Genomic DNA, 24,485 nt, shown 5'->3' with positions numbered 1-24,485 from the left:
AGCTCACCGGACGTACGAGGCGCCATTCACATCGAGGGTGGCGCCCGTCAGGTGCCGGCAGCGGCCGCTCGCCAGGTAGGTGACGAGGTCGGCGAGGTCGCTCGGCGGCACCCACTCCTTCATCGTCAGGCTGGCGGTGAGGGCTTCCTCGCCGCCGGTCCGCTGCGCCGAGACCTCCGACATCTGCGTCCGCACCACGCCCGGCGCGACGACGTACGCGAGCACGCCGTCGGCCGCGTGGGCGCGCGCGATCGTCTGCGTCGCCGCCTTGATCGCGGCCTTCGAGCCGGAGTAGGCGATCAGGTCCGGATTGCCGGCGCCGCGCTGCGCGGCCCAGCTCGACAGCGTCACGATCACGCCGCCGGCGTGCTCGAGGTGGTGGCGGGTCGCGGCGCGCAGCAGCGCCGCCGGGCCCTTGACGTTGACGTCGAGCTGGCGCGCCCACGAGGCGTCCCACTCGTCGTCGCTGCCGTTCAGCGGCGAGTCGAGCATCACGGCGGCGTTGTTGACGAGCACGTCGACGCGCCCCTGCCAGGCGACCGCCTCCTCCCACATCGCGCGCACCGCACCGAGGTCGGCGAGGTCGGCCTGCAGCAGCAGCTTCCGCTCCTGCGGGATCTGCGCGGTCGCCGCCTCGGCGCCGGCGCGGTCGCCGCCGTAGTGGGCGACGACGTTGGCGCCGGCGGCGCCGAGCGCCTCCGCGGTCGCGGCGCCGATGCCCTTCGAGGCGCCGGTCAGCAGGACGGTTCGTCCGGTCAGGTCATGCATGGTGCGTGGCTCCTTCGATGCAGGTCATGCGATGCCGGCGTCGACCGGGATCACCTGGCCGGTGACGCCCGAGGCGAGGTCGCTGGCGAGGAAGAGGACGGTCTGCGCGACCTCCTCGGCGGTCGCGATGCGGCCGAGCGCGGTCTCTTGGGCCGCAGCGGCGAGCGCGTCGTCTGCCGCGAGCCCGCCGGCGGCGGCGCGTCTCGCCATCCGGCCGAGCAGCGCGTCGGTCGCGATCGCGCCGGGCGCGACGGCGTTGACGCGGATCCCGTCGGCGCCGAGGTCGAGCGCGGTCGCGCGCACGACGCCGACGACGGCGTGCTTGGTCGCGCTGTAGAGCGCCTGGCGCGGGTGCGCCTTGCGCGCGTTGATCGAGGCGATCGCGATGACGGAAGCGCCTCCGCGCGGCGGCGTCGGCGCGCCGCGCTCACCGGCGCGCACGAGTGCGGCGGCAGCACCCGGCAGCGGCGTGCGCGCCGCCTTGGCGAGCGCGGGCGCGGCGGCCGCGATCGTGTCGGCGACGCCGCGCACGTTGACGCTGCTGACGCGGTCCCACTCGGCCGCGTCGAGCTCCGCGGTCGCGCGCCAGGGCGGCACGACGCCGGCGTTGGCGACGACGACGTCGAGGCGGCCGAAGCGCTCGACGGTCGTCGTCAGGGCGGCGCGCAGCGCCGCCGGGTCGGTGACGTCGGCGGCGAGGCCGAGCCAGTCCGCCGGCGGCTCGGCGACCGGCTCGCGGTCGAGCGCGACGCCGCGCGCGCCGGCGGCCGCGAGCGTCGCGGCTATCGTGGCTCCGAGCCCGTTGGCGGCACCGGTGACGAGCGCGACACGATCGCGCAGCAGCGCCGGGAGGGCGGTCGTCGCGGGCGAAAGATCGGTCATTGTGCGATCATCGCACGTCTGTGCGGCTTGCGCACTTATTAGTTTGAGTCAGGAGAACCGATGGCTGACATCGCCGCGACGGCCCACCTCTTCCACCCGCTCCAGCTGCGCGAGCTGAGGCTGCGCAACCGCCTCGCCGTCTCGCCGATGTGCCAGTACTCCGCGGTCGACGGGCTCGCGAACGACTTCCACCTCGTCCATCTCGGCCGCTTCGCGCTCGGCGGCTTCGGGCTCGTCGTCGTCGAGGCGACCGGCGTCGCGCCGGAGGGCCGCATCACCCCCGGCGACCTCGGCATCTGGTCCGACGACCACGTCGAGCCGCTGAAGCGGATCGTCGCCTTCCTCGAACAGCACGGCGCCGCGCCCGCGATCCAGCTCGCGCACGCCGGGCCGAAGGCGAGCACGCGCCGGCCGTGGCAGGGCGGCGGGCCGCTCGACGCCGACGACGCCGCCCGCGGCGAGGCGCCCTGGCAGACGGTCTCGGCGAGCGCCGAGGCGGCCGTCCCCGGCTGGCACGTGCCGCACGCGCTGACGATCGAGGAGATCTCAGAGGTGACCGAGCAGTTCGTCGCGGCCGCGCGGCGGGCGCGCGCCGCCGGCTTCAAGGCGATCGAGCTGCACTGCGCCCACGGTTACCTGATGAACGCCTTCCTGTCGCCGATCTCCAACAGACGCGACGACCAGTACGGCGGCGACCTCGCCGGCCGCATGCGGCTGCCGCTGGAGATCGCCGAGCGGCTGCGCGCCGAGTGGCCCGACGAGCTGCCGCTGTTCGTGCGCGTCTCCGCCGTCGACGGCGACCCCGACAGCGGCACGACCGCCGACGACACCGTCGCCTTCGCGCGCGAGCTGGCGGCGCGCGGCGTCGACGTGGTCGACTGCTCCTCCGGCGGCGTCGGCCGCCGCTACGCCCACCCGGAGCACTACGGCTACCAGGTGCCGTACGCCGCGCGCGTGCGCGCCGAGGCCGGGATCGCGACGATGGCCGTCGGCCTCGTCGTCGACCCCGAGCACGCGCAGGCGATCGTCGCCGACGGTGAGGCCGACCTCGTCGCGATGGGCCGCACCGCGCTCGACGACCCCGACTGGCCGCTGCACGCGCAGCAGGCGCTCGGCGCCCAGCCGGCCGGCGACCCGTTCGGCGACTGGCCGCAGCAGGCGCGCTGGGCGCTGGAGGCGCGCGGCCCGCTGCTCGACAGACTCGGTCCGTGGGCGCAGTGGGCCGGCGGCGAGGAGCAGCCGGAGTAGAGGCGCACGCGACGGCTCGCGGCGCCGCGCCGCGCGCCGCCAGCCCGCCGACCGGCGCGCGGTGCGACGTACGCTGACGCGATGGCCCCCTCCCCGTTCCCCGCTGAGCTGACGACCGACCGCCTCGTCGCGACGCGCGTCGACCTTGCCGCCGACGTCGACGACTACGCCGTGCTGTTCGCCGACCCGCGCGTCGCCGAGCCGCTGTGGCCCAAGCACCTCGGCGGCGTCCGCACGCGCGAGCAGAGCGAGGCGTTCGTCGGTCACTTCGACGCCCATTGGCGCTGTCACGGCTTCGGCCCGTGGACGGTGCGCGAGCGCGACGGCGGCGCCTTCGTCGGCCAGGTCGGTCTCGGTCACACGATCGTCGCGGGCCGCGCTGAGGTCGAGGCCGGCTTCATCGTCGCCGCCGACCTGCAGCGGCGCGGCTACGCGACCGAGCTGACGCGGCTGGCGCTCCAGCACGCGCCGTCGCTGAAGGGGCTCAGCTCGGTCGTCGCCTTCGCGACGCAGGACAACGCGCCCGCGCTCGCGGTGCTCGACCGCTGCGGCTTCGCGCACGAGGCCGACGCGGTCCTGTTCGAGCTCGACTGCGCGATCCTCCGCGCCTCCGTCTAGACCGCCTTCAGCAGGCCGCCGTCGATCACCAGCTCCGCGCCGCGCATGCTCGGCGCGGCGCCGGAGGCGAGCAGCAGCACGAGCGCGGCGACCTCGGCCGGATCGGTCATCGCGCCGTTCGTCATTCCGGCCATCGCCGGCAGCTGCTCGATCAGCTGCTGCTGCGTCAGCCCCATCGCGGTCGCCATCGCCGCGCCGGCGCTGCCTTCGGCGGTCCACAGCGAGGTCAGCGTCGGACCGGGCGAGATCGTGTTGACGCGCACGCCCTGCGGGCCGAACTCGTCGGCGAGCGCCTTGCCGAGGTTGAGCATCGCGGCCTTCGCGGCGGCGTAGGCGACCACGACCGGCTGTGCGAGGTGGGCGTTGGCGGAGGCGACGTTGACGATCGCCCCGCGCCGCTGCACCAGGCTCGGCAGCGCGGCGCGGGTCGCGCGCACGGTGCTCATCAGGTTCAGCTCCAGCACGTGGTCCCAGTGCTCGTCGGTGACCGAGAGGAAGCCGTCGAACGGGGCCGGGTTGCCGCCGACGTTGTTGACGAGCAGGTCGATCCCGTCGCCGTCGGCGAGCGCGGCGGCGATCAGCTCCTCCGGGCCGCCGGCGAGCGCGAGGTCGACCGCGACGACACGGTCGGTCAGCGCGCGCAGCTCGTCGGTCGGGGTGCGCGCGCCGGCGACGACGGTGACGCCCTCGGCGACGAGCGCGCACACGATCTCCAGGCCGATGCCGCGGCTGGCGCCGGTGACGACGGCGGTGCGTCCGGCGAGGTCGAGATCCATGGTGAGTCCTTTCGTGTCGGATGCGTGGTGCTCCGACACAGTCGCTCGCGACCCGCCGCCGCCGCTAGCGGTTTCCGGACGCGGCGTTCGCCGCGCCGGGCGCCGGCCTCAGCGCGCGGCGTTCCGCTCGCGCAGCGCCGCCATGCGGGTCGCGAACCACTCGCGCTCGGCGGGATCTCTGTCGCGCGCCCAGGCCGCGCCCCAGGCGAGCATCTGGAAGCGGCGCGCGCCGACGAGGGCGCGCAGCACGTCGGCGTGGAGCGGCTCGCCGTAGCCGCGGTAGGCCTGCCCCGCGAGCGCCGGATCCTGCGTGTCGAACGGCGGCAGCGTCGCGAAGAAGCAGGCGAGATCCCAGCCGCGCGGGCCGCGGAAGCTGTCCTCCCAGTCGTTCCACAGCGGCCCGTCGGCGCCGGTCAGGACGTTGCGCAGGTGCGCGTCGCCGTGGACCGGCTGCAGCGGCAGGCCGAGCCCGGTCGCCCGCGTCACCTCCCGCTCGCCGGTCGCGCGCAGCAGCTCGACGTCGGCGGGATCGAGCCCATGCTCGTCCCCGAGCCCCGCCACGAGCGCCTCCGCCTCCCGCAGCGCGCCCCATTCCTCCAGCCCTGCGATGTTCGCAGCGGCGAGCGCCTCGTGACACTCACGCAGCCGCGCGCCGGCGACGAAGGCGTCGACCGGCCCGGGACGCGGCTCGATCCACTCCCAGAAGCTGAGCGCGAAGCCGCCGCGCCGATGCGGCCCCGGCGGCAGCAGCGCACTCGGCGCGACGACAGCCGCGCCAGCCGCCGCGAGCGCGCCTGCGACCGCCAGCTCGCGCACGATCCCTTCCCCGCCCGGTCGCGCCACCGCCGTCGCCGTCGCGACCCGCGCGACGACCGGCGCCGGCCGCAGGTGGATCAGCAGGTTCGAGCGGTCCCGCAGCACGACCGGATCGCTCACCGCCAGCCCCAGCTCCCGCGCGGCCGCCACCGCCGCCTCGAAGGGAGAACCCATCGCGCGAGCCTACCGCCGACCTCTGTCGCGCCTTCGACATCCGCTCCGTCGCGCGCGTGACAGACGCCCTGCCGCTTCCGCGGGAAGCTGGCTCCTGTCAGTACGAGCCGTTTCGTGGCGAAGGCGGTTCGGGGGACGCGGGGCGGTTCCGAGCGGCCCGCCCCGCGCTTCCTCCCGCGAGCCTCTAACGTTTCAGGCGATGCCGAAGCGCGCCCCCAACCGCGACTCCGCCGTCGTCTGGTCCTCCAGCGGCGGCGACCAGCGCAAGGCGCGCGACGCGCAGCCGGCGCAGCGCCCGCAGCAGGGCGGCCGCGTCAAGGTTCGCCGCGAGACCTCCGGTCGCCGCGGCAAGACCGTCACGACGATCACCAACGTCCCGCTCGGCGACGACGCCCTGCGCGACCTCGCCGCCCGCCTGAAGAAGCGCTGCGGCGTCGGCGGCTCGGCGAAGGACGGCGTGATCGAGCTGCAGGGCGACCACCGCGACGCGGTCATGGACGTCCTCCGCGCCGACGGCTTCGACGCCGTCCTCGCCGGCGGCTGAACTCCCGCACGACCGCACCCGCCCGGCGCGCCGTCATCGGTGCGCGTGCAGAACGGTAGTGCTCAAGCGTGCAGAACGGTAGCGTTGAACCGTGCATAACGGTAGTGTTGAACCGTGCAGAACGGTAGTGCAGAAGCGCTCAGATCCCGTCCCTACGCCGCTCGTGTCGTCGATCGCGAGCTGGACGAGCTGCTGAGCGTGCTGCCCGCGATCGCACTCGAAGGGGCGAAGGGCGTCGGCAAGACCGCGACCGCGCTTCAGCGCGCCGCCGCCGCGCGCGAGCTGGACGACCCGCAGCAGCGGCAGCTCGGGACCGCCGACCCGGCGCGGCTGCTCGACGGACCGTCGCCGCTGCTGATCGACGAGTGGCAGGAGCTGCCGGAGTCGTGGGATCTCGTGCGCCGCGCCGTAGACCGCGGTGCGGAGCCGGGCAGCTTCCTGCTGACCGGGTCCGCGCGCCCCGCCGAGCGCGGCGCGCACTCCGGCGCGGGGCGGATCATCAGCCTGCGGATGCGACCGCTCGCGCTCGTCGAGCGCGCGCTCGACGAGCCGACCGTCAGCCTCGCCGCGCTGCTCGACGGCACCCGCCCAGCCGTCGCCGGAACCACCGCGGTCGGCCTCGAACACTACGTCGAGGAGATCGTCGGCTCCGGCTTCCCGGGCCTGCGCTCGCTGCACGGACGGGCGCTGCGCGCGCAGCTCGACGGCTACCTGCTGCGGATCGTCGATCGTGACTTCGAGCAGCTCGGCCACACGCCGCGCGACCCGGACGGCCTGCGCCGCTGGATGACCGCCTACGCCGCCGCCTCCTCGACGACCGCCTCCTACGAGACGATCCGCGACGCCGCCACCAGCGGCCACGGCGACAAGCCGGCGAAGTCGACCGCGATCCCGTACCGCACCGTGCTGGAGCGGCTGTGGATCGTCGACCCGGTCGAGGCGTGGCTGCCGACGCGCAACCGCATAAGCCGGATCTCGTCACCGCCGAAGCACCAGCTCGCCGACCCAGCGCTCGCCGCCCGCCTGCTCGGCCTCGACGCAGAGGCGCTGCTCGACGGCCGCCCCGCCGGCCCGCCGATCGCGCGCGACGGCACGCTCGCGGGCGCGCTGTTCGAGTCGCTCGTGACGCTCTCGCTGCGAACGTACGCGCAGGGAGCCGAGGCGACCGTCAAGCACCTCCGCACCGCCGGTGGCAGACGTGAGGTCGACCTGATCGTCGAACGGGCGGATGGTCGCGTCGTCGCCGTCGAGGTGAAGCTGACGCGCACCGTCAGAGACCACGACACGGGCCACCTGAGATGGCTGGCGGGGCAGATCGGCGACGAGCTGCTCGACGCCGTGATCGTCACGACCGGCCCCGACGCCTACCGCCGCAGAGACGGGATCGCGGTCGTGCCGGCGGCGCTGCTCGGACCGTAGCCGCTACGCCGCGTCCTGCACCAGCAGGGCGATCTGGACGCGGTTGTCGACCTCGAGCTTCGCCAGCAGGCGGGAGACGTGGGCCTTCACGGTCGCGACGCTCATGTGCAGCTCGGCGGCGATCTCGGCGTTGGCGGCGCCGCGGCCGACCGCGACCGCGACCTCGTGTTCGCGCGGGCTCAACGTCGCCAGCAGGACGCGGGCGCGATCGCCGCGGGCGGCCGCCTCGCCGTCACCGGCGACGAGCGCGATCAGCTGACGGGTGACGGCGGGCGAGAGCATCGCCTCGCCGGCCGCGACCAGCTCGATCGCGCGCACGATCTCGGGCGGCGGCGTGTCCTTCAGCAGGAAGCCGGCGGCGCCCGCGCGCAGCGCCTGCAGCACCAGCTCGTCGGCGTCGAAGGTCGTCAGCACGAGCACCTGCGGCGGCGCCGGCTGGGCGCGCAGCAGCTTCGTCGCGGCGATGCCGTCGAGCTGCGGCATGCGGATGTCCATCAGCACGACGTCGGGCCGGTGTCTGTCGACCGCCGCCAGCACGCCGCGGCCGTCGTCGCTCTCACCGACGACCTCGACCCTGTCTGCGGCGCCGGCCAGCATCATCCGCAGCCCGGAGCGGACGAGCGCGTCGTCGTCGACCAGCAGCACGCGAACGGGGCTCACCTCGCAGCGCCCTCCAGCGGCAGCTCCGCGCGCAGCAGGAAGTCGCCGGCCTCGTCGGGGCCGTGGCGAAAGCTGCCGCCGGCGATCTCGACCCGCTCGGCGAGCCCGATCAGGCCGGTGCCCGCGCCCGGCAGCGCCGCCGCCGCGAGCGCGCCCACCGGGCGGCGGCTGCGGACCTCGACGACCAGCTCGCCGCGCGCGACCGCGACCGCCACCTCCGCCGCGGATGCGGGCGCGTGCTTGTGCGCGTTCGTCAGGCCTTCCTGGACGATCCGGTAGGCGGTGCGGCCGAGTGCCTCGCCGACCTGCGCCTCGCCCAGCTCGATCCGGCAGGCGACCTTCAGCCCGGCCGCGCGCGAGCGCTCGACCAGCGCCGGGATCTGCACGAGCGTCGGCTGCGGCGGCTCGGGATCGTCGTCGGAGAGGTCGGCCTCGGGGTCGCGCTCGCGCAGCACGCCGATCACCTCGCGCAGGTCGACCAGCGCCGCGCGCGCCGACGCGCGCACCACCCCGGCCGCCTCGGCGATCTCCTCCGGCGGCGCGTCGGGGCGGAACTCGAGCGCGCCGGCGTGCAGCGACAGCAGCGCGACGCGGTGCGCGAGCACGTCGTGCATCTCGCGCGCGATCCGCCGCCGCTCGGCGTCGCGCGCCTGCTCGACGCGCAGCCGCTGCTCCTCCTCCAGCCGCGTGAAGCGCTCGCGCAGCGAGTGGACGAGCTGCCGCTGCACGCGCACGAACAGCCCCCAGCCGACCACGATCAGCGTGAACAGGACGCCGAAGCTGGCCTCGGTCAGGTAGTCGTCGCTGCCCGGATAGACGGCCGGGTAGGTGAACGCGGCGGCGATGCCGATCGCCGTCAGCGCCAGCACCCAGCGGCCGGGCACGCGGATCACTGCGCCGAACAGCGCGATCACGCCGGCGCCCGCGGGACCGCCGAGCACGAGCGACGGGATCGCCGTCGCGAGCGCGATCGCGAGCGGATGGGAGCGGCGCCACCAGAGCGCGACGCAGGCGGCGACGGCGGTCGCGACCTCGACCCAGCGCATCGGGACCGAGTGCTCCTCCCACGTGTCGGAGAGGACCGCGGCGCTGATCCCGATCGCGAGCAGGAAGCAGACGACGTCGATGAACCAGTCGCGCGGCGAGCGGCCGCCGAGGCTGTCGCCGCGCACCTCGCCCGGCAGCAGCGCCCGCTGCCAGCGGGCGCTCGGCAGCCAGGGCGGAAGCGGTTGATCCTGCGTCGTCATCGCGTCACAGCGTACGACCGCGGTCGGCCCGCGACCCCCTACCGAAGTCGATGCCGCTCTCGACCGCGGGCCGTGGGCGCGGCGGCGCGCAGGCCGCATGCTGCCGTCCATGATCGAAACCGACGGCCTCACCAAGCGACTCGGCGGCCGCACCATCGTCGAAGACGTCACCTTCCGCTGCGATCCCGGCACCGTCACCGGCTTCCTCGGACCGAACGGCGCCGGCAAGACGACGACGATGCGAATGCTGTGCGGGCTCTCCCAGCCCGACGGCGGCCGCGCGACGATCCTCGGCGGCGACTACCGCGCGCTGCCCAACCCCGGCCAGCGCGTCGGGATCCTGCTCGATGCCTCCGCCCAGCACGCCGGCCGCCGCGGCCGCGAGGTGCTGGCGGTCTCGGCGCAGACGATCGGCGTGCCCGAGAGACGCGCCGATGAGCTGCTGGAGCGCGTCGGGCTCGACGCCTCGGCCGGCCGCAAGCGGGTGCGCCAGTACTCGCTCGGCATGCGCCAGCGGCTCGGGCTCGCACACGCGCTGCTGGGCGAGCCGGAGGTGCTGATCCTCGACGAGCCGGCGAACGGCCTCGATCCCGAGGGGATGCGCTGGATGCGCGAGCTGCTGCGCGACTTCGCCGACCGCGGCGGCACCGTGCTGCTCTCCTCCCACCTGCTGCGCGAGGTCGAGGCGGTCGCCGACCGGCTCGTGATCATCGGCCACGGCAGAATCGCCGCGCAGGGCACGCGCGACGAGCTGCTGGCCGGCGGCGGCACGGTCGTCCGCGCGACCGACGGCGTGCGGCTGCGCTCCGCGCTCGACGGCGCCGGCCTGTCGGCCCGCTCGCAGGGCGACGGCGGCTTCCTCGTCGACGCCGAGCCGGAGCAGGTCGGCCATGCCGCGCTCGCCGGCGGCGTCGTGCTGACCGCGCTCGGCCCCGCCGAGGGCGCCGGGCTGGAGCAGCTGTTCTTCGATCTGACCGGCAACGAAGCGGCGCACCCGGCCGCCGCGGCTGCCGACACCCCCGACCTGGAGCCCGTCCGATGAGCGCGATCGCCGCACCTTCTCCCGCCCCCGCCGCGGCGCAGCGGCGGCCCGGCCTCGGCCGCCTGACCCACGTCGAGCTGCGCAAGATGACCGACACGCGCGCCGGCCTCTGGCTGCTGCTCGCGACGGCCGGCCTGACGGCGGCGATCGTCGTGATCGTCTGCCTCGCCGGCGACGCCGGCGACCGCACCTTCAAGAACCTGCTGTCAGCCGCGCTCCAGCCGGTCGCGCTGCTGCTGCCGGTGGCGGGGATCCTGCTCGTCACCTCCGAGTGGACGCAGCGAACCTCGCTCGTGACGTTCGCGCTCGTGCCGCAACGCGGCCGCGTGCTGATGGCGAAGCTGCTCGCCGGCTGCGTCCTCGGCGTCGCCGCGACGCTGCTCGCCGTGGCTGTCGCCGGTGTCGCGACGGCGATCGCCGCATCGGATGCCGACGGCGTCTGGAGCTTCTCAGCCGGTCTCTTCCTGCAGGACCTCTTCTACGTCGTGACGGCGATGATCACCGGCATCGCCTTCGGCGCGCTGCTGCTCGTCTCGGCCCCCGCGATCGTGCTGCTGTACGTGCTGCCGACGGCATGGGCGGCGATCGGCTCGCTCTCGTTCATGCAGAAGCCGGCCGAGTGGCTCGACTCGACGCAGACGCTCGACCCGATGACCGACCGGCTCCTGAGCGGCGGCGAGTGGGCGAGAGCGCTCGTCTCGCTCGCGCTGTGGATGGCGCTCCCGCTCGCCGCCGGCTGGTGGCGCGTGCGCCGGACGGAGCTGCGCTAGGCAGCCAGGCGAGCCGCTGCCACGCGCTCGGCTATCCGGCGCGCGACGGGGTTGTCATGCGGGGCGGTTCTGACGAGCCGCCCCGCCTCCGTCTCCGCTCGCGCCAGCAGCTCGTCGAGCGTGCGCGTCACGAACGCGGGCCGCACGCCGACGTCACGTGCGAGCTGCTCCCATGCGGCGCGGTCGACCTGCTCATGCCGCGTCGCGCCGCCGATGCTCATCGCCAGCCGCGTCGTCAACTGCGGGTAGGCGACGGTGCTGACGAGGTCGTACAGCGGCGCCAGCGTCGCCGGGCCCGCGTCATACAGCAGCGAGTAGTTCTTCGCGTGCGCGTCGCAGTTGCCGATCAGCCAGTTGAAGATCAGCGCGCGCACGAGCCGCGGCAGCTCCTGCGCCGGGACGCCGGTCGCCTGCCGGATCACGCCGACGACGTCGCCGATCCCCGGGCCGCCCTCAGCCTGGTACTTGCGATCCGACGGGACGCCGAGCGCCTGGCAGAGGTCCTCCTGATGCAGCCGCCGGATCGGCTCGCTCGTCAGGTCGCGGTCGTAGCGTTCGACGACGAGGACGTGCAGCCCCGACGAGCTGACGGTGGTCCGCGTCTCGGCGACGACCAGGCCGCAGGCGCGCGCCAGCGCCATGCAGAACGACTCGTTCGCGACCAGACCGGGGAACCGCTCCGGCTCGGGCTTGAGGATGTGCGTCGTCGGCGTCGCCGCGTTGCCCGGCAGCGCCGCCCGGCCGTCGTCGTCCAGCACAACCGGCAGCTTCGGCTGCGCGCCGGCGAGCGAGAGACGCAGGCCGTCGCCCGCCGCGAGCGGACGCTGCGGCAGCTCACGCAGCAACCGGTCGAGCGCCGGGTCGTCGAGCGGGCGCAGCAGCGGCGGCTCCGCCGCGATCGACGGTCCGGCGTCGCCCGGGAGCAGGGTGATGGCGCCGGCGCAGTCGCCGCCGACCTCCTCCAGCAAGCCGAAGTCGTTGGTCGCCGACAGCCCCAGCGCTCTCGCCAGGACGCCGCGCGCCTCACCCTCCAGCAGCAGCCCGCCGAAGACGGCCCGCGCGACCGCGTGCGGGTGCGCGTCCGGTTGGAGCGGCAGCGCGTACGACAGCGGCGGGCCGCTCCAGTCGGCGTCGTAGCGAAACTGGAGGTTGCCGTTGTCCTTGCGCAGCAGCCGCCCGACGCGGCGCTCCGCGAGGTAGACGAACAGCTCGCTCACGTACGCGGCCGCAGCTCGACGTCGAGGCCGAGCGCCTGCGCGAGTGCGAGCACGATCTCCAGACGGACCGTGCCCTTGCCGCGCTCCAGCTCGCCGATCACGCGGCGATTGACGCCGGTCGCCGCCGCCAGCTCCTCTTGCGTTATCTCCAGTTCCTGGCGACGGGTGCGCAGTGCGCGTGCGAAATCGTCGGCCGAGCGAATCGGCGTGTTACCGATCGGTATCACACGGCCACGATACCATTCCAATGTGATCGATCGGTATCACTGGGTCACTTTCGGCCCAAATGTGATCGATCGGTAACATCGCACCCGGCCGCGGGCCTTCACGCTAGGCGCCCGCGCGCGCCGCCTCGAGGTAGAGCGCGCGCAGCTCGGCGGCGTCGGGGGCGGGCGGGATGCGGGACAGCTCTCCGGTCCGCTTGGCCGCGGTGTCGACGAGCTGGTCGAGCAGGTCTTCATCGGCGGCGAGGGCGCTCAGGCCTTCGCCGCCGGTCTGCGTGCGGAGCAGGATCGCGAGGTCGGCGAAAGGGAGCGCGAGCTGGGCGTCGAGCCCGGCCAGCAGCTCGGGCCGGCGGCGGCGGACGGCCTCGACCGAGGCCGGCAGCAGCGCGACGTTCGCCTGCGCGTGGCCGACGCCGGCGCCGCGGACGGCCGTCTGCGCGAGCACGTGGTGGAAGCCGAGGCCGCTGTGGTCGACCGCCCAGCCGGCCAGCAGTGCGCCGAGCGCGACCTCGTCGCGGTCGGGGGCGGCGGCGTCAGCGGACGCGGGGGCGTCGGCGGGCACGGAGGCGTCGGCGGGCGCGGGTGCGGACGCGCCGAGCCCCGCCCACGCCGCCGCGAACCGCTGCGCCGACTCGCGTGCGACGGCGGAGGCGAACGGGGTCGTGTGACGGCTGGAGAGCGCGATCAGCACGTGGCCGAGCGCGTTGCCGCTGCTCGCCGCCAGCTGCTCGACGCTCGCCGAGGCGCTCAGCGCGGGGTCGTTGACCACCAGCGACGGCCGCACCCGCGGCGCGTCGGCGGGGACGCCGCGGGCGTGACGGTGGCTGCCGGTCATCTCGGCGCCGGAGAGCGTCGTCGGGATGGCGGCGACGGCGCGGCGGGGGCCGTCGACCCCGGCCGCGGCGGCGAGCGCCTTGGCGACGTCGATCACGCGGCCGCCGCCGAGCGCGACCAGCGGCATCCCGTCGGGGCCGAGATCCTCCCCCGCCGCGAGCAGGTCGCCGGCGACCGCATCGACCTTGCCGGCCGGCACGAGCACGACGCGCTCCGCCAGCTCCTCCACCTCGGGGGCGGCGGCGAGCGCGCGCGGCGTGCTCAGCAGCGTCAGGCCGTCGCCGAGCAGCTCCAGCCCGTCGGCCAGCACGCCGCGGCCGAACAGCAGCGTGCGCCCGGCCTCGTCGTGGCGGAAGGGGCCGCTCACCGCGACGCCTCGACCGGCAGCGTCTCGGCGACCCAGCGGACCGCGGCCGGCACGTGCGCCGGGTCGATGTGATGGGCGGCGTCGGACTCGTGGTACTCGACCGGCAGGCCGCCGGCCCCCAGCAGCGCGGTCGCGCGGCGGGCGAACTCGACGTCCATCACCTGGTCGTTGCGGCCGTGCGCGACGAAGGCGCGCGTGCCGGCCTCGGCGCGGCCGGCGACGTCGGGCTGCCAGCCCTCGACGGTCGGCACGAAGCCGGCGAAGGCGATGATTCCGGCCGGGGCGGGACGGTCGCCGGAGAGGCCGAGCGTGTAGCTCATCACCGAGCCCATCGAGAAGCCGCCGAAGATCGTCCGCGACGGCGCGATCCCGGTCCGCTCCCACAGTTCGTCGTGGAACTCGCTCAGCTTCGCGCGCGCGGCCGCGAACGTCTCCGGGTCGGGATAGCCGACACGCGGCACGACGTACCAGTGGTAGCCCGGCCAGCCCGGCAGCGTCAGCGGCGCGCGCGGAGTGACGACGTGCAGCCGCCGCTCGGGGTCGAGCACGTCGCCGAGCGACAGCAGGTCGTGGTCGTCGGCGCCACGGCCGTGGTGGAGCACGAGCAGGCCCTCGGGCGCCCCGCTCGCGGCGGGGCGCTCCTGGTAGGTCAGGGCGCTCATCGCGTCGCCCCCGCCTCGCGCCGCGCGGTGCGCGGGTTGACGACCGGCTGCAGCGTCTGCTCGAGGTGGGCCCGCAGGTGCTCGTGCTGCTTGGGCAGGCGAAGCGCCTCGCCGAGCGTCTGCGGATCCTCGTCGGCAGCGAAGCCGGGCGACAACGTCGCGATCTCGAACAGGATCCCGCGCGGCTCGCGGAAGTAGATCGCGTTGAAGTAGTCGCGGTCGCGCACGTCGGTGACGAAGCCGCCGGCCTCGCGCACGCGCGCCTGCCACTTCAGGTGGTCGTCGTCCTGGGAGGCCCAGGCGATGTGGTGAACGGTGCCGGCGCCGGCCTCGCCGACCTCCTCGGCCTGGTCGTAGGCCCAGTGGAAGTGGCGCTGCTCGCCCTGCAGCTTGTACTCGCCGCCGCCCTCGTAGTCGAAGCCGAGCACGTCGGTGAGAAGGCTCTCCTCGACGTTGGCGTAGAGGCTGTAGGCGCGCGCCCCTTCGAGGCCGACGATCGCGTGCTCCGCCGGGACCTCCGGATGGACCGCCTGCAGCGGCGGGTTGCCGTCGTCGCTGACCACCAGCTCCAGCCCGAGGCCGTCGTAGTCCTCGAATGCAAGGGTGCCGTTGGCGGTGCGCTCGCTGGCGGAGCCGGCGTCGCGCAGGCGCTGCTCCCAGAAGTCGATCGCGGCGGCGGAGGGAACGCCGAGCTGAAGCGTGTGGACCATCCCGAGGCCGGCGCGGCCGCGCTGGGCGCCGGCGAACTCGAACCAGGTGAGGATCGAGCCGGGCGCGCCCGTCTCGTCGCCGAAGTAGAGGTGGTACGCCTCGGGCTGGTCGAAGTTGACCGTCTTCTTCACCAGCCGCAGACCGAGCGTGTCGGCGTAGAACGCGACGTTCTTCTGCGCGTCGCCGGTGATCATCGTGATGTGGTGCAGCCCTTCCAGCTTCATCTCGGTTCGGCTCCTGATCGGCCCGTCAAGTGATTGCGTACGCAACTATAGCGCGCAGTCGTTGCGTGCGCAACTACATTGGCTTTTCGCAACTCCACGATTTACCCGCCGTTGGTTCATCAACTCACACTCCTTGAGACTCAGGGGCGACAGAAGATGAACCGCAAGCGCGCGCTCACCGCGTCGCTGATCGCCGGCGCGATCGCGATGACCGGGGCAGCGACGATCACCCCTGCCGCAAACGGCCAACGTCCAGGTCGGCGCGTCAGGCTGGCAGTGGGGCAACCCGCAGCCGCAGGGAAACACGCTGCGCACCGCGTCGTTCGCGGGCGCGACCGGCTACGCCGCCAGCGACGTCGGCACGCTGCTGAAGACGACCGACGGCGGCGCCAGCTGGAGCGGGCTGCCAGTCGGCACCTTCCAGAACCTGACGCTCGTGCAGGCGCTCGACGGGAACACCGTCTTCGCCGGCGGCGGCTGCGTCGCGCGGCGCTCGGTCGACGGCGGCAGAAGCTTCACCGCGATGGCGTTCGCGCCGATCGAGGCGAGCTGCCGCGCGCAGTTGACCTCGCTCTCGTTCGTGACGCCGACGCTCGGCTGGCTGCTGCTGTCCGACGGGACCGTCTTCACGACCGACGACGGCGGCGCCTCGTTCGCGCAGCGGACCGCGCTGCCAGGCACGAACGCCAGCGGCGGCGCCGACATGCCGGATTCGGTCGTTTTCACGAGCGCGACGACCGGCACCGCCAGCACCAGCGCCGGCCTCTTCCGCACGACCGACGCCGGCGCCTCCTGGAGAGCGGTCAACGCGACCGGCGGGCTGGAGCTGTGGTTCGCCGACGCCGACCATGGCTACGCGGTCGGCGCGGCGCGCGTGCTGCGCAGCGACGACGGCGGCGCGAGCTGGACGCCGAAGGACCTCGGCGTCGCCGGAGTGGCCTACAGCTCGATCCGCTGCGCCGGCACGAGACTGTGCGTGCTGACGACGGCCGACGGCGGCAAGCTCGTGCGCACGACCGACGGCGGCGACACGCCCGCGGAGGCGATTACGCCGTCGAGCGCGGCCGTCTACGCCGCCGCGTTTGCCTCGCCGACGCGGATCGCCGCGCTCGGCGCACGCGGGACGACAGTCCTCTCCGACGACGCCGGCTCGACCTTCGCGCCGGTCGGCGGCGCGCTCGGCGGCACGTACACGGGCGTCTTCGCCGGCGCGAACGCCGGCAGCGCCTTCGCCGTCGGCGGCAACGGCGGCTTCGCGAAGACGAGCGACGGCGGCAGAGCGTGGACGCGCGGCAGCGTCCCGACCGCGGCTGGCCTGCGCGCCGTCTCGTTCCCGAGCGCAACCGTCGGCTACGCGCTCGACGGCGACGGCGGCCTCTTCCGCACCGCCAACGGCGGCAGCTCGTGGAAGACGCTCGGAACCGGCTCGACCGCGCGCGGGGGCGCTGCTGGCGCCGTCCGCCGAGACCGTGCTGACGGCAGGCGGCAGCGGCCTGCGGCGTTCGAGCGACGGCGGCGAGACCTTCTCGCCCGTGCGCGCGAGAGCCGCCGCGCGGCGCGCGTTCGGCGGCATCGTCGCGGCACGTGACCGCACGCTCTACGCCTGGGGCCCGCGCACGTTCGTGCGCAGCGGCGACAGCGGACGGACGTGAACGGCGGTCGGCCTGCCGGGCGACGAGGGCCGAGCGGTCGCGCTTGCGCGTCCTCCAGGTCGGCGCCTGGTCGCGCGCGGTCGTGCTGCTGCTCGACGACGTCGGCCGCGTCTGGCGGACGACGAACGGCGGCCGTACGTGGCAGCAGCAGTACGCGATCGGCGCCTCGATCGCCGGCGGCATCGCGATCAGCTCGGCCGACACGGCCTACGTCGTGCGCGACCGCTTCGACGGCACCGCCGACAGCTACCTGCTGCACACGACCGACGGCGGCCGCTCGTGGCAGCCGCAGTTCATCGTCAGAGGCGCGATCGGCAGCGACGGGATCGCCGCCGGCCGCGGCGGCACCGACTACCTGCTCGCGGGCGACTCACAGCTGCTGTCGAGCACGACCGGGGGCAGCGCCGGCGAGTCTTCGCAGCTGACGCTGTCAGGCCCGCAGCGGACGCTCAGAAGCCCCAGCCGCGTGACGATCCGCGGCCGCCCGCGCCCGGCCGGCAGCGCCCGCGTCGTCGTCTCGGCGCTGCTGCCCGGCAGCGTCGGCTGGGCGACCCAGAGAGTCGACGTCGCCGCCAACGGCAGCTTCGTCGCCAGCTGGCGCGTCCCGCGCGGCACCAGCCGCTTCGTCGCGCAGTGGAGCGGCAACTTCAGCGCCGCCGGCGCCGGCTCGCGCGTACTGGAGGTCAAGGTCGGGCCCAAGCAGAAGGCGAGAAGAGCGAGAGGCAGAACGAGAGGACGCCGAAGATCGCCCGCGAGACGCTGAACCGCGGGGCCTGCGGCGGAGCCGCCTCAGGCCCCGCCGCTCAGAAGACGCGGCGGCGCTTTTTCACTCTGCTGGCCTCGAATCCGTGATCCGTCGCGTGGTTGAGGCAGATGACTCCTCTCGGATCCGCCTCATCGGGCATCCGGCACTCGAAGTCTCCCTCTCTGAAGCTCGCGCCCCATGCGGCCTCATCACCCATGCCGGGAGCGACCGCGATGCCGCGGTAGGAGGAGCCGATGCCGTCTTCGACCGCGAACGTTCGCCCGATCGCGAAGATCGTGCAGACAGCCGCAGCGGGCCCGACGCGGCATGCGACCCGCCCGCCCGGGGAATGAAACTGCGTCTCTGCGGTGATGCCGGTGCGATCGCGCGCGGGACAGCGGCCGTTGTCCGCGGCGTCGCTCCAACGCGTCACCTCGATCGTCGGGCATATCGACTGCTTCGCCCAGGCCGCGTAGCCCTCGAGATAGCCGTGCGCGTAGTTGGCCGGGTCACCCGACAGCCCCGACAGCCGATGCAGCTCGGGCTCCTCGACGGTGTAGGTCCGCGTGGCGGTCGAGACGGTGGTGACGAAGCGGTAGCTCAGCAGCTTCGGCGCGCGCGCCCGCAGCGTGATCGTGCCTTCGTAGATCTCGTGCGGTGCGAGCTCGATGTAGTTGTCATCGAAGAACGGCGTGTGATCGTCGAGATCCCACGGCGGTGATTCGTTGGCGTAGAAGCGGTGGAGCTTGGCGACCGCCCCTCGCGTCGCGCTCGGCAGCTCGGCGAGGAACTCGGCCAGGGGCGCGTCGCCCTGGGTGTAGACCGACGCCTTGGCCGTGGTCGGCGGCGGCGTGGCTCCGACGACCACCGCACGGATGTCTCTGACCGTGATCGGCTCGTCGGAGCGGTTGGCGAGCGTGAACTGGAGTCTGCTGCTATAGATCTCGACTCCCCCACGCGAGAGGAGCTCTCGCCATCCAGTCGTCTCGGACGGAACGCCCGGGTCCTCTGCGAGCGCGATCGACCACAGGTCCGGCTCGGTCTGCGTGAAGACGGTCCGCAACGGCGGTGTCGCGGCGGGCGTAGAGGTCGCGGTCGGCGCCGTCGTGGCCGGCGCTGACGCGGTCGTCGTGCTCGGCCGTGTCGTCGCCGTCGAGGTGCTCGGGTCGACCACGTCTGCCGCATCCGCCGTGCCGTCCTCGGCCGGCAGTGGCCCGACGGCCGGATAGCCCACCGGGACAGCAACCGCGAGCACGCCCGCGACCATCAGCAGCACGCTGCTCCGGCCCGCGACGTGGCGATGGTACGCCTCGACCATCGCGATCGCGCCGAGCGTGCTGGCCGTGATCAGCGCGAGCAGCAGACCGCCCTTCACGCGAGCGTCCGTCTGAGGCAGCACTGTCGCGACGACGGCGACGACAGCGATAGCCGTGCCCGCGACCTGAGGCAGAGGTGTCAGCAGCCACTGACGTTCGGAACGCCCAGCTCCCCGCCCGCTTCGCCTCTGTGGAGATCTCCCCGTGCCCACGCCCGAACGCTATCGACCGGACTTCTGCGTGGGCGCCGGTCGGGTGCGGCGCCAACCGCCGAACGCGACCGCCGGGGCGACGATCGCCGGCCGGCCCGGCGCCTTCCACAGCGCGCTGTCGACGACGACGCCGAAGGTCGGCGGTGTCGACCTCTTCCGCGCCAGCGACCCGGCCTGCGGGCCGGCGACGAGGGAGCTGCTGGAGCTCGACACGCGCCGCGGCTGCGCGGGCTGGCGGTCAGCGGCGCGCAGGCGCTGCTCGACGGGCACGAGACGGCGACGGTCGCCGAGCTGCGCCAGGAGGTGGCGGCGTCATAGCTCCGACAAACTGAGCGCAAGACCTCGTGCAGGCGCCTCGGCAGGGCTGGAGATGGCGATGCTCGCCAGATGAGAGCGACGCGAGCGCATGCGCTGGCGGGGCTCGCGGCGACGCTGCTGCTATTGGCACCGGCGCTCGTCGCGCCTTCGCCGGCAGGAGCGGCGAGCGCGCAGGTCGCCGCGCTGCAGGTGGCGCTGGCCGCGGTCGGCGCCCGTCCCGGCCCGGTCGACGGCGTCACCGGGCCGCGCACGCGCGCGGCGGTGCGGCGTGTGCAGGCCCGCCACCATCTCGCTGTCGACGGCGTCGCCGGCCCGCGCACGCGCGCCGTGCTCGGCCGCCGCGGCCGGCCCGGACTCGGCAGCCGCCCGCTGCGTGACGGGATGCGCGGCTGGGACGTGGCGGCGCTGCAGTTCCTGCTGCACGTGCGCGGTTACGAGCCGAGCGGCTTCGACGGCGGCTTCGGGACGGGCACGCTCGGCGCCGTCCGCAGCTTCCAGCGCGCGGCGGGGCTGACGGCCGACGGCGTCGTCGGCCCGTCGACGCTCGCCGCATTGCGCACCCGCACCGTCACCTCGCCGTCGCAGCCGACGACGACGCCGGTGTCGTCCTCCTCGCCGGTCGGCCCGGTCCGCTTCCTGCGCCCGGTCCCGGGTGGGATAGGCGACGGCTTCGGCTACCCCGGCGGGCGCAAGCACACCGGGCTCGACTTCCCCGTCTGGACCGGCACCCCGATCCACGCGGCCGGCGTCGGCACGGTCACGTTCGCCGGCTGGAACAGCGGCGGCTACGGCAACCTCGTCGTCGTCCGCCACCGGCTCGGCTTCGAGACCTGGTACGCGCACATGTCGCGGATCGCGGCGTCGGACGGCGAGAGCGTCACGGGCGGCACCGTGCTCGGCTACGTCGGCTCGACCGGTCACACGACCGGTCCGCACCTGCACTTCGAGGTGCGCCACTACGGCACCCCGATCGACCCCGTCCCGTATCTGCTCGACGCGGTCGCGGCGCGCAGCGCGTCGGCGGGCGGGCCGGACGGGCCGGGCGACTCAGGCGGCGCCGCCGGCCGCGACGCGAGCGGGCCGCGCCGGTCGGGCGGCGCTCCGCTCGTCTGCCGCCCCAACGCCGACGCCCGGCTCGCGCGCGACCTCGACCCGCCGACCGCCCGCATCGACCGCTGCCCCTGACCCGTCGGCGTCGCCGTCGGGCAGGGCCAGCCGCACGATCTTGCGCACGACGCTGCCGAACTGCTTGTGCAGCGGCCCGGAGTTGTACGGCAGCCCGTAGCGCTCGCAGATCTCCCTCACCTCGACCGCCAGCTCGGCATAGCGGTGGCCGGGCAGGTCGGGAAAGAGGTGGTGCTCGATCTGGTGGCTGAGGTTGCCGCTCATGATGTGGAAGAGCGGGCCGCCGGTGAGGTTGGCGGAGCCGAGCAGCTGGCGCCGGTACCACGCGCCTCTGCTCTCGCCCTCGGTCTCCTCCAGCGTGAACTCCTCGACGCCGTCGGGGAAGTGACCGCAGAAGATGATCATGAACGCCCACATGTTGCGGGCGTAGTTGGCGGTCAGGTTGGCGGCGAGCGTCGCCGGCGCTCCCGGTCCCGCCAGCAGCGGGAACAGCAGGTAGTCCTTCAGCGCCTGCCGCCGGCCCTTGCGCCAGATGTCGCGCACCATCCCGGCCTTGTCCTTGAGCGATCCCTTGCCGGCCGCGACACGATCCATCTCGAGGTCGTGGAAGGCGACGCCCCACTGGAAGAACGACGCCAGCACGAGCGCGTAGAGCGGGTTCCCGAGGTAGTACGGGTGCCATCTCTGATCCTCGGACATGCGCAGCACGCCGTAGCCGATGTCGCGGTCCTTGCCGACGATGTTCGTGTGCGTGTGGTGCATGTAGTTGTGCGAGTGGCGCCACTGCTCCGACGGGCAGGCGGAGTCCCACTCGAAGCTCTGGCCGTTGACGGCTGGATCGTTCATCCAGTCGTACTGGCCGTGCATCACGTTGTGGCCGATCTCCATGTTGTCGAGGATCTTCGACAGCGCCAGCGCGGCCGTGCCGGCGGCCCAGGCGGGCGGCAGCAGACTGAAGAACAGCAGCCCGCGGCCGGCGACCTCCAGGCCCCGCTGCGCCTTGATCACGCGCCGGATGTAGGCGGCGTCGCGATCGCCGAGGTCGTCGAGCACGCGCTCGCGGATCGCGTCCAGCTCGCGCCCGAAGGCGTCGAGCTGCTCTGGGGTCAGGTGGGGAGCGGTCTGCGACATGCCGGCCTCTCTCAGATGTCGAGCGTCACGTCGCCGAGCGGGACGCTGACGCAGATCTGGATCTGTTCGTCGGGGGCGGTCGAGATCTCGCCGCTGCGGACGTCGCGGACGGCGCCGGCGAGCTTGCGGCAGCTGCAGGTGTGGCAGATGCCCATGCGGCAGCCGGACTGCGGTCTCAGACCGGCCGCCTCGGCCTGGTCGAGCAGCGTGCCGCCGCGGTTGGCGGCCTCGACCCCGCTGCGGGCGAAGCGCAGCGCGCCGCTGGCGGCGTCGGCGTCGGCCGGCAGCGGTGCGAGCGGCGGCGGAGCGAAGCGCTCGACGTGCAGCCGCTGCTCCAGCCCAGTCCGCGCCCACTGCCCGTGGACGGCGTCGACGAGCGCGGCCGGACCGCAGACGAACGCCTCCGCCTCCTCCGGGTCGATCCCCGCCAGCTCGACGTGGTCGGCGCTGAAGTGGCCGTCCAGCTCGCCGCCGCCGAGGCCGCCGACGCGCGTCAGGCTGCGCAGCAGCCGCACGTTCGGGTGACGGGCGGCGAGTCTGGCGAGCGCCTCGGCGTAGGCGATGTGGCGCTCCGCGCGGGCGTAGTGGAGGAACGCGATCGGGCCGTCGTGACCCTCGTCGCAGAGCGTCCGCAGCATCGCCATCAGCGGCGTGATGCCGCTGCCGCCGCTGATCAGCAGCAGCTCGCGCGGGCGCCGCCGCGGCAGCGCGAAGTCGCCCTGCGCCTGCGAGAGGCCGACGACGTCCCCGGCCAGCAGCCGCGTGCGCAGGTGCGGCGAGACCGCCCCGCCGGGACGGGCGTGGACGGTCAGCTCGACCAGCCCGCCGTCGTGCTCGGAGTTGGCCGGCGAATACGGGCGCGTGCGGCGCACGCCGCCGATCTCGGTGCTGAGCAGCACGTGCTGGCCGGCGCGGAAGCCGCGCCAGTTGTCGTTCGGGCGCAGCGTCACCGTCGCGCTGGTCGGCGTCCGCCGCTGCACGGAGACGACCTCCGCGCGCACGTCGCGCAGCGAGAAGGTCGGCTTGACCAGCTCGACGTAGCGGTCGACGCCGTGCGGCGTCGCGAGTGCGCGCGCCAGCGAGGAGCCGAGCAGCCGGCGGCCCAGTCGCGCCGGACGAGGTTCGGTTGTCGATTCGGTGAACACTTGTGCACAGAGTTCTACCCAATCGCCGTTCTGTCAAGCATCCAGTTACAATCTGATGCCGGATGTCCACTTCGGACTCAGTGCACAGCCCGTCACCCAGCAGCGCGAGACTGACGCGGAGGGAGCAGAAGGAGCGGACCCGCGTCGCCCTGCTCGACGCGGCATTGCGGCTGCTGGAGAGAAAGAGCTTCAGCAGCCTCGGGCTGCGCGAGGTGACGCGCGAGGCCGGCGTCACGCCGACCGCCTTCTACCGCCACTTCGACTCGATCGAGGAGCTGGGGCTCGTCCTGATCGACGACTCCTTCCGCACCCTGCGGCAGATGATCCGCGCCGCCCGCGCCGAACCGCGCAGCCCCGAGCACGTGATCAGAAGCTCGGTCGAGATCCTCGTCCGCCACGTCCACGAGCACCGCCTCCACTTCCGCTTCATCGCACGCGAGCGGTCGAGCGGGCTGCCGGCGATGCGGCAGGCGATCCGCACCGAGATCCGCCTCTTCACGAGCGAGCTGGCGACCGACCTCGCGCGCTTCCCCTACCTCGACACGTGGCCGACCGAGGATCTCGGCGTCGTCGCGACGCTGATCGTCAACACGATGGTCTCGACCGCCGAGGCGATCGTCGACGCGCCGACCGACTCGCGCGAGGCGGAGGAGGAGGTCATCCGCCACACCGAGAAGCAGCTGCTGCTGATCGCGCTCGGCGTCTCCGCCTGGCGCCGCGACTGAGCGCCGCCCCACCGCCGCGACCGACCCGGCGCACCGCGGCGACGCGACTGGTACCTTCGCGTACCATGGCACAGGGAACGAATGGCGCGGCCCCCCTCGCCGGCCGCACGGCGGTCGTCACCGGCGCCGCGTCCGGCATAGGGCGAGCGCTCGCGCAGCGGCTCGCGAGACACGGCAGCCCGGTCGCGATCTGCGACTGGAACGAGGACGGCCTCGAGGAGACCGCGGCCGCGATCGCCGGCCCCGTCTTCGCGCGCAAGCTCGACGTCAGCGACCGCCAGGCGCAGCTGCAGTTCGCCGCCGCGGTGCAGGAGTGGGCGCCGGCGCCGATCGGGCTGGTCGTCAACAACGCCGGCGTGACCGTCTCGCAGACGGCCGCCGACGCCGCCGTCGAGGACGACGAGTGGGTCGTCAACGTCAACTTCTGGGGCGTCGTGCACGGCACGCGCGCCTACCTGCCGATCCTGCTGAGACAGAGAAGCGGCACGATCGCGAACGTCTCCAGCGTCTTCGGCCTGATGGGCTTCCCGACCCAGAGCGCCTACTGCGCCTCGAAGTTCGCGGTCCGCGGCTACACCGAGTCGCTGCGCCACGAGCTGCGCGGCAGCGGCGTGCACGCGACGACGATCCACCCCGGCGGGATCAAGACCAACATCGTCAGAAACGCCCGCTTCCACGTCGACGACCAGGGCGGCACCGACCACGAGAGAATGGTGCGCGAGTTCGCGAGACTGGCGCGGACCTCGCCAGAGAAGGCGGCGAAGACGATCCACGAGGGCGTCCTGAAGGGCCGCCAACGGATCCTGATCGGGCCGGACGCGACCGCGATCTCGCTGCTGACGCGGACCGCGCCGGTCCGCTACTTCGACGTGATCGAACGGCTGTCGGGGCTCGTCCGCCGCTGACCGCACGC

The 24,485-nt window shown here is 73.9% G+C and carries 25 protein-coding genes and 1 pseudogene; 11 read left to right on the top strand and 15 right to left on the bottom strand.

The genetic code is table 11. From position 1 onward, the window contains the following. Positions 1-3: 3 nt before the first annotated feature. Positions 4-768 (bottom strand): SDR family NAD(P)-dependent oxidoreductase, encoded by a 765-nt coding sequence (locus Q7L73_RS09150; RefSeq protein ID WP_304688955.1) that lies wholly within the window; start codon positions 766-768, stop codon positions 4-6. Between the two features lie 24 nt (positions 769-792). Continuing rightward, a complete protein-coding gene (locus tag Q7L73_RS09145) occupies positions 793-1,650 on the bottom strand; it encodes an SDR family NAD(P)-dependent oxidoreductase (protein WP_304688950.1) in 858 nt (285 codons plus the stop codon). A 60-nt stretch (positions 1,651-1,710) separates the two neighbouring features. Here Q7L73_RS09145 and Q7L73_RS09140 point away from each other — a divergent pair, with 60 nt between their 5' ends. Both Q7L73_RS09140 and Q7L73_RS09135 read left to right on the top strand, forming a co-directional pair. Then, positions 1,711-2,898: an NADH:flavin oxidoreductase/NADH oxidase gene (locus Q7L73_RS09140; protein ID WP_304688945.1), complete on the top strand. Its 1,188-nt coding sequence runs from the start codon at positions 1,711-1,713 to the stop codon at positions 2,896-2,898. An 81-nt stretch (positions 2,899-2,979) separates the two neighbouring features. Continuing rightward, positions 2,980-3,516, top strand: coding sequence for a GNAT family N-acetyltransferase (locus Q7L73_RS09135; protein ID WP_304688938.1), 537 nt, complete (start codon positions 2,980-2,982; stop codon positions 3,514-3,516). Here the strand turns inward: Q7L73_RS09135 and Q7L73_RS09130 are convergent. Together Q7L73_RS09130 and Q7L73_RS09125 are read right to left on the bottom strand one after the other, a co-directional pair. Continuing rightward, a complete protein-coding gene (locus Q7L73_RS09130) occupies positions 3,513-4,292 on the bottom strand; it encodes an SDR family NAD(P)-dependent oxidoreductase (RefSeq protein ID WP_304688932.1) in 780 nt (259 codons plus the stop codon). The genes Q7L73_RS09135 and Q7L73_RS09130 overlap by 4 nt on opposite strands. A 108-nt stretch (positions 4,293-4,400) precedes the next feature. Next, the gene (locus Q7L73_RS09125) at positions 4,401-5,282 is read right to left on the bottom strand and encodes a phosphotransferase family protein (protein ID WP_304688927.1); all 882 of its coding nucleotides are present in this window, start codon (positions 5,280-5,282) and stop codon (positions 4,401-4,403) included. Positions 5,283-5,481: 199 nt separating this feature from the next. On the opposite strand from Q7L73_RS09125, the gene Q7L73_RS09120 reads away from it, so the two are divergent. Further along, positions 5,482-5,826 carry a translation initiation factor gene (locus Q7L73_RS09120; RefSeq protein WP_304688925.1) on the top strand — a complete coding sequence of 115 codons (345 nt, stop codon included), beginning with the start codon at positions 5,482-5,484 and terminating at the stop codon, positions 5,824-5,826. A 114-nt stretch (positions 5,827-5,940) separates the two neighbouring features. Further along, entirely contained in the window at positions 5,941-7,245 is a 1,305-nt protein-coding gene (locus tag Q7L73_RS09115; protein ID WP_304688923.1) for an ATP-binding protein, read from the top strand. A gap of 3 nt (positions 7,246-7,248) precedes the next feature. Here the strand turns inward: Q7L73_RS09115 and Q7L73_RS09110 are convergent, their stop codons facing one another. Together Q7L73_RS09110 and Q7L73_RS09105 are read right to left on the bottom strand one after the other, a co-directional pair. Next, positions 7,249-7,905, bottom strand: coding sequence for a response regulator transcription factor (locus tag Q7L73_RS09110; protein WP_304688919.1), 657 nt, complete (start codon positions 7,903-7,905; stop codon positions 7,249-7,251). Beyond that, positions 7,902-9,152 carry a sensor histidine kinase gene (locus tag Q7L73_RS09105; protein WP_304688915.1) on the bottom strand — a complete coding sequence of 417 codons (1,251 nt, stop codon included), beginning with the start codon at positions 9,150-9,152 and terminating at the stop codon, positions 7,902-7,904. Before Q7L73_RS09105 ends, Q7L73_RS09110 begins: the two co-directional genes overlap by 4 nt. Positions 9,153-9,261: 109 nt before the next feature. On the opposite strand from Q7L73_RS09105, the gene Q7L73_RS09100 reads away from it, so the two are divergent. Then, positions 9,262-10,194 carry an ABC transporter ATP-binding protein gene (locus Q7L73_RS09100; protein WP_304688908.1) on the top strand — a complete coding sequence of 311 codons (933 nt, stop codon included), beginning with the start codon at positions 9,262-9,264 and terminating at the stop codon, positions 10,192-10,194. Beyond that, positions 10,191-10,964 (top strand): hypothetical protein, encoded by a 774-nt coding sequence (locus Q7L73_RS09095; protein WP_304688902.1) that lies wholly within the window; start codon positions 10,191-10,193, stop codon positions 10,962-10,964. The genes Q7L73_RS09100 and Q7L73_RS09095 overlap by 4 nt, the downstream gene beginning before the upstream one ends. Here the strand turns inward: Q7L73_RS09095 and Q7L73_RS09090 are convergent. From Q7L73_RS09090 to Q7L73_RS09070, 5 genes are all read right to left on the bottom strand, one after another. Next, on the bottom strand, positions 10,961-12,181 hold the full coding sequence (locus tag Q7L73_RS09090; protein ID WP_304688898.1) for a type II toxin-antitoxin system HipA family toxin: 1,221 nt from the start codon (positions 12,179-12,181) through the stop codon (positions 10,961-10,963). The genes Q7L73_RS09095 and Q7L73_RS09090 overlap by 4 nt on opposite strands. Continuing rightward, complete coding sequence (locus Q7L73_RS09085; RefSeq protein ID WP_304688896.1) at positions 12,178-12,408, bottom strand: helix-turn-helix transcriptional regulator; 231 nt, start codon at positions 12,406-12,408, stop codon at positions 12,178-12,180. The genes Q7L73_RS09090 and Q7L73_RS09085 overlap by 4 nt, the downstream gene beginning before the upstream one ends. A 103-nt stretch (positions 12,409-12,511) precedes the next feature. Then, positions 12,512-13,606 (bottom strand): iron-containing alcohol dehydrogenase, encoded by a 1,095-nt coding sequence (locus Q7L73_RS09080; protein WP_304688894.1) that lies wholly within the window; start codon positions 13,604-13,606, stop codon positions 12,512-12,514. Further along, positions 13,603-14,268 carry an alpha/beta hydrolase gene (locus tag Q7L73_RS09075; protein ID WP_304688892.1) on the bottom strand — a complete coding sequence of 222 codons (666 nt, stop codon included), beginning with the start codon at positions 14,266-14,268 and terminating at the stop codon, positions 13,603-13,605. Before Q7L73_RS09075 ends, Q7L73_RS09080 begins: the two co-directional genes overlap by 4 nt. Then, positions 14,265-15,203 carry a VOC family protein gene (locus tag Q7L73_RS09070; protein ID WP_304688890.1) on the bottom strand — a complete coding sequence of 313 codons (939 nt, stop codon included), beginning with the start codon at positions 15,201-15,203 and terminating at the stop codon, positions 14,265-14,267. The genes Q7L73_RS09075 and Q7L73_RS09070 overlap by 4 nt, the downstream gene beginning before the upstream one ends. A gap of 436 nt (positions 15,204-15,639) precedes the next feature. On the opposite strand from Q7L73_RS09070, the gene Q7L73_RS09065 reads away from it, so the two are divergent. Together Q7L73_RS09065 and Q7L73_RS09060 are read left to right on the top strand one after the other, a co-directional pair. Continuing rightward, the gene (locus Q7L73_RS09065; protein ID WP_304688888.1) at positions 15,640-16,791 is read left to right on the top strand and encodes a hypothetical protein; all 1,152 of its coding nucleotides are present in this window, start codon (positions 15,640-15,642) and stop codon (positions 16,789-16,791) included. Positions 16,792-16,898: 107 nt separating this feature from the next. Beyond that, on the top strand, positions 16,899-17,618 hold the full coding sequence (locus Q7L73_RS09060) for a hypothetical protein (RefSeq protein ID WP_304688886.1): 720 nt from the start codon (positions 16,899-16,901) through the stop codon (positions 17,616-17,618). A gap of 40 nt (positions 17,619-17,658) precedes the next feature. Here the strand turns inward: Q7L73_RS09060 and Q7L73_RS09055 are convergent, their stop codons facing one another. After that, entirely contained in the window at positions 17,659-19,128 is a 1,470-nt protein-coding gene (locus Q7L73_RS09055) for a hypothetical protein (RefSeq protein WP_304688884.1), read from the bottom strand. Positions 19,129-19,137: 9 nt separating this feature from the next. Beyond that, positions 19,138-19,398 (bottom strand): hypothetical protein, encoded by a 261-nt coding sequence (locus Q7L73_RS09050; RefSeq protein WP_304688882.1) that lies wholly within the window; start codon positions 19,396-19,398, stop codon positions 19,138-19,140. 117 nt (positions 19,399-19,515) lie between these two features. Here Q7L73_RS09050 and Q7L73_RS09045 point away from each other — a divergent pair. Next, positions 19,516-20,412: pseudogene (locus Q7L73_RS09045) on the top strand (peptidoglycan-binding protein); the annotation flags it as partial. An 81-nt stretch (positions 20,413-20,493) separates the two neighbouring features. On the opposite strand, the gene Q7L73_RS09040 reads toward Q7L73_RS09045, so the two are convergent. Together Q7L73_RS09040 and Q7L73_RS09035 are read right to left on the bottom strand one after the other, a co-directional pair. After that, positions 20,494-21,702 carry an acyl-CoA desaturase gene (locus Q7L73_RS09040; protein ID WP_304688880.1) on the bottom strand — a complete coding sequence of 403 codons (1,209 nt, stop codon included), beginning with the start codon at positions 21,700-21,702 and terminating at the stop codon, positions 20,494-20,496. An 11-nt stretch (positions 21,703-21,713) separates the two neighbouring features. Continuing rightward, positions 21,714-22,847, bottom strand: a complete 1,134-nt coding sequence (locus tag Q7L73_RS09035) for a ferredoxin reductase (RefSeq protein WP_304688878.1) — start codon at positions 22,845-22,847, stop codon at positions 21,714-21,716. Between the two features lie 62 nt (positions 22,848-22,909). On the opposite strand from Q7L73_RS09035, the gene Q7L73_RS09030 reads away from it, so the two are divergent. After that, complete coding sequence (locus Q7L73_RS09030) at positions 22,910-23,572, top strand: TetR family transcriptional regulator (protein WP_304688876.1); 663 nt, start codon at positions 22,910-22,912, stop codon at positions 23,570-23,572. Positions 23,573-23,637: 65 nt separating this feature from the next. Then, complete coding sequence (locus Q7L73_RS09025; RefSeq protein WP_304688874.1) at positions 23,638-24,477, top strand: SDR family oxidoreductase; 840 nt, start codon at positions 23,638-23,640, stop codon at positions 24,475-24,477. Positions 24,478-24,485 lie beyond the last annotated feature (8 nt).

The sequence above is a fragment of the Conexibacter sp. CPCC 205762 genome (genome assembly GCF_030646155.1).
Taxonomy (GTDB): Bacteria; Actinomycetota; Thermoleophilia; order Solirubrobacterales; family Solirubrobacteraceae; genus Conexibacter.
The sequence above is the reverse complement of the archived record's forward strand: the minus strand, read 5'-3'. Positions and strand labels throughout refer to the sequence as shown.

Excerpts from the sequence above, each read along its gene's own strand:
- Q7L73_RS09070 (WP_304688890.1), bottom strand. The coding sequence starts at position 15,203 with ATGAAGCTGGAAGGGCTGCACCACATCACGATGATCACCGGCGACGCG.
- Q7L73_RS09140 (WP_304688945.1), top strand. The coding sequence starts at position 1,711 with ATGGCTGACATCGCCGCGACGGCCCACCTCTTCCACCCGCTCCAGCTG.
- Q7L73_RS09120 (WP_304688925.1), top strand. The coding sequence starts at position 5,482 with ATGCCGAAGCGCGCCCCCAACCGCGACTCCGCCGTCGTCTGGTCCTCC.
- Q7L73_RS09075 (WP_304688892.1), bottom strand. The coding sequence starts at position 14,268 with ATGAGCGCCCTGACCTACCAGGAGCGCCCCGCCGCGAGCGGGGCGCCC.
- Q7L73_RS09095 (WP_304688902.1), top strand. The coding sequence starts at position 10,191 with ATGAGCGCGATCGCCGCACCTTCTCCCGCCCCCGCCGCGGCGCAGCGG.
- Q7L73_RS09025 (WP_304688874.1), top strand. The coding sequence starts at position 23,638 with ATGGCACAGGGAACGAATGGCGCGGCCCCCCTCGCCGGCCGCACGGCG.
- Q7L73_RS09100 (WP_304688908.1), top strand. The coding sequence starts at position 9,262 with ATGATCGAAACCGACGGCCTCACCAAGCGACTCGGCGGCCGCACCATC.
- Q7L73_RS09105 (WP_304688915.1), bottom strand. The coding sequence starts at position 9,152 with ATGACGACGCAGGATCAACCGCTTCCGCCCTGGCTGCCGAGCGCCCGC.
- Q7L73_RS09150 (WP_304688955.1), bottom strand. The coding sequence starts at position 768 with ATGCATGACCTGACCGGACGAACCGTCCTGCTGACCGGCGCCTCGAAG.
- Q7L73_RS09135 (WP_304688938.1), top strand. The coding sequence starts at position 2,980 with ATGGCCCCCTCCCCGTTCCCCGCTGAGCTGACGACCGACCGCCTCGTC.
- Q7L73_RS09040 (WP_304688880.1), bottom strand. The coding sequence starts at position 21,702 with ATGTCGCAGACCGCTCCCCACCTGACCCCAGAGCAGCTCGACGCCTTC.
- Q7L73_RS09030 (WP_304688876.1), top strand. The coding sequence starts at position 22,910 with ATGTCCACTTCGGACTCAGTGCACAGCCCGTCACCCAGCAGCGCGAGA.
- Q7L73_RS09130 (WP_304688932.1), bottom strand. The coding sequence starts at position 4,292 with ATGGATCTCGACCTCGCCGGACGCACCGCCGTCGTCACCGGCGCCAGC.
- Q7L73_RS09145 (WP_304688950.1), bottom strand. The coding sequence starts at position 1,650 with ATGACCGATCTTTCGCCCGCGACGACCGCCCTCCCGGCGCTGCTGCGC.
- Q7L73_RS09125 (WP_304688927.1), bottom strand. The coding sequence starts at position 5,282 with ATGGGTTCTCCCTTCGAGGCGGCGGTGGCGGCCGCGCGGGAGCTGGGG.